We start from the raw sequence: 1,073 nt of genomic DNA, 5'->3' as shown, positions 1-1,073 counted from the left end.
TGATTGATTGGCAACCGATCGAACAATACCTGAATCGTCAAAGAACCCGTTACCTCCGAGACCACCGCGGCCGTCCCGCCTATCCCCTGTTGTCCATGTTCAAAGCCGTCCTGCTCGGACAATGGCATAGCCTCTCCGATCCCGAACTCGAACACAGCCTCATCACCCGCATCGACTTCAACCTGTTTTGCCGTTTTGACGAACTGAGCATCCCCGATTACAGCACCTTATGCCGCTACCGCAACTGGTTGGCGCAAGACGACACCCTGTCCGAATTGCTGGAACTGATCAACCGCCAACTGACCGAAAAAGGTTTAAAAGTAGAGAAAGCATCCGCCGCCGTCATTGACGCCACCATTATTCAGACCGCCGGCAGCAAACAGCGTCAGGCTATAGAAGTCGATGAGGAAGGACAAGTCAGCGGCCAAACCACACCGAGTAAAGACAGCGATGCCCGTTGGATAAAGAAAAACGGCCTCTACAAACTTGGTTACAAACAACATACCCGCACCGATGAGGAAGGCTATATCGAGAAACTGCACATCACCCCCGCCAATACCCATGAGTGCAACCATCTGTTGCCTTTGCTGGAAGGTATAGCCAAAGATACGACCGTCTATGCCGACAAAGGCTATGACAGTGAGGAAAACCGGCAACATCTGAAAGAGCGTCGACTGCAGGACGGCATTATGCGCAAAGCACACCGCAACCGTCCGCTGACGGAAACGCAAACCAAACGTAACCGGTATTTGTCGAAGACCCGTTATGTGATCGAACAAAGCTTCGGTACGCTGCACCGTAAATTCCGCTATGCGCGGGCAGCCTATTTCGGGCTGCTCAAAGTGAGTGCACAAAGCCATCTGAAGGCGATGTGTTTGAACCTATTGAAAGCCGCCAACAGGCTAAGTGTGCCTGTTACCGCCTAAAAGGCGGCCCGGATGCCTGATTAATCAGGTATCCAAGGGGAATTAAGGGGATATTTGGGTAAAATCAGGAGTAATTAGGAGCGGAAATAGACGAAAACCTATGTTTGGATTTCGGCTGTTGGGGGAAAGGAATTTTGCAAAGGTCTC

General features: G+C 51.4%; 1 protein-coding gene. It reads left to right on the top strand.

The window, feature by feature from the left end; translation table 11 throughout:
* A partial coding sequence (locus ACTHTU_RS11105; protein ID WP_440362580.1) for an IS5 family transposase occupies positions 1–926 on the top strand: 926 nt, incomplete at its 5' end.
* Positions 927–1,073: the final 147 nt, after the last annotated feature.

The sequence above is a fragment of the Neisseria sp. P0020.S005 genome, assembly GCF_051957055.1.
Classification (GTDB): domain Bacteria; phylum Pseudomonadota; class Gammaproteobacteria; order Burkholderiales; family Neisseriaceae; genus Neisseria; species Neisseria subflava_A.
The sequence above is the reverse complement of the archived record's forward strand: the minus strand, read 5'-3'. Positions and strand labels throughout refer to the sequence as shown.